The sequence below is a fragment of the Bartonella sp. TT110JLCBS genome (assembly GCF_042193405.1).
Lineage (GTDB): Bacteria > Pseudomonadota > Alphaproteobacteria > Rhizobiales > Rhizobiaceae > Bartonella.
The window spans coordinates 11,388-13,138 of sequence record NZ_JBHILT010000019.1; the positions used below are offsets into that span (position 1 = coordinate 11,388).

Annotated in this window: 2 protein-coding genes; both read right to left on the reverse strand. The window is 40.0% G+C overall.

Translation table 11 applies throughout. The annotated features are described in order from the left end of the window. Positions 1 to 5: 5 nt before the first annotated feature. A complete protein-coding gene (locus ACFILW_RS07665) occupies positions 6 to 791 on the reverse strand; it encodes a tetratricopeptide repeat protein (RefSeq protein ID WP_375622768.1) in 786 nt (261 codons plus the stop codon). Positions 792 to 945: 154 nt separating this feature from the next. Then, positions 946 to 1,071 carry a type B 50S ribosomal protein L36 gene (gene ykgO, locus ACFILW_RS07670; protein ID WP_004863016.1) on the reverse strand — a complete coding sequence of 42 codons (126 nt, stop codon included), beginning with the start codon at positions 1,069 to 1,071 and terminating at the stop codon, positions 946 to 948. Between the last annotated feature and the right edge of the window lie 680 nt (positions 1,072 to 1,751).

Here is a 1,751-nt window from a genome sequence, read left to right on the forward strand (position 1 = left end):
TGGTCTTAAAGAGCTTGGGGTGATTGTTCGTCTAGCAGAGCTTGCACGCGCTTTTGAATCCTGCGCATTTGTGGATAGTAATCCAATGCTGTTTCATAAGCTTTAAGAGCAAGTTTTGGACGCTCCGTTGCTTCCATGACAACACCAAGTTCAAAAAAAGCACTATAATTGCGCGGCTCAAGCTCAAGAGCATGGTTGAGATCAAGCAGGGCAAGTTTGAAATCGTTCAGCTGAATGTGAATCCAAGCACGCCTTACCCAAGCTTCAGAATGAGTAGGTAAAAGTGCAAGAGCATTGTCAATATAATCAAGCGCAAGTCCATAATCATCGCTGTTGAGCGCATTTTCAGCCCATGACATTAAAAGATCAATCGTCTCACTCCCCGATTGGGACCATAAATGTTGAAGTTGTTGACTGATCTTTTTCGCTTTAGCAACATCAGCACAATATTTCAACTCTTTGAGTAAACGTGAAATTTCTGCTTCTTTGCGCTGCTTAACTCTATCAACATGGGAAAGTTGCTCTTTGTCAAGATCTTCAAGAATAACCGCCGAGGAATCAGAATCGGAGGGCGTTGAGGAAGGGGGAGGAGAATTGGGAATAAGATCATCTAACGGTAAAAGCGATTGTGGAGAAGGCCGATCTTCAGGAAGAGAAGGAGGATTTTGCCCATAGCTCGAGGGAACAAAACAAAAAACGCCAACAAAAAAAAGAAAAAACGCGCGCTGAAAAATACAAAAAAAACGCAGCTGAAAAAATCGAAAGGCTTTTAAAAAAATAGAAGAATCCATAAAAACAAGCCCCCAAAAGATAAATCACCAAATATTATCAAATACTAGACTTGTAATCAACGGACTTATAACCAAAAAAACGCAAAAATTTTTTTAAGCCTACAATCAAAGTAGGCATAAAAACATTGACCTAAAGAAATTAGCCCTAAAAGAATTAACCCTGACGTGCTCTAAAACGTGGGTTCGTTTTATTGAGAATATAAACACGACCCTTACGACGCACCAAACGATTGTTACGGTGGCGCTCTTTTAGTGCTTTAAGCGAATTTTTAATTTTCATCATATTCACCGTTTAAATAGTTTACGTAACACAATACTATAATACAATATTAAAACACGAAAATACAATATTACAACCCCAATAGACTGCTTACTCTATGAGCATTGCATTGCGATATCGTACTTGCATGATAACATCACACGATACACTTTTTCACTGTGATCACAAAAAGAAAAGCGTACTCTTAAGGTACGCATTAACCACTTCATTAGCACAACGATAAGTGAAAATTGCAAAAAAAGTAGGAGAGATTTAACAAGAAGTCTTATTCTTGTCAAGGGTATATCCCTTATAAATTCCTTAGGGTGTGTTAAGGGTTGGTCTTGAAGGTAAAAATTTTTTCGTAAAAAAAGGACATAAAAAAGCACAAAGAGTGGAAAAAAGTAAAAGCCTTTTCAGCTTTAAACAAATAAGCTCTGTTAGGGAGTGTTGCAAGAATAGAAGCGCTGTTGAGCCGTTGGATTGTTGAAGTGGTGTGGGTTTTTGTCGTTAAGGGCAAGGGGGGCTTCTTAAAACGCAAGAGGCTTGTTTGTTGCGGGGCTTGTGAAGCCCTGTCAGGTGCGTGCGCCGGCTGAAATGCTTAAAGTGGGGGGAAGAGGGGGCGCCGTTGGATTGTTGAAGTGGTGTGGGTTTTTGTCGTTAAGGGCAAGGGGGGCTTCTTAAAACGCAAGAGGCTTGTT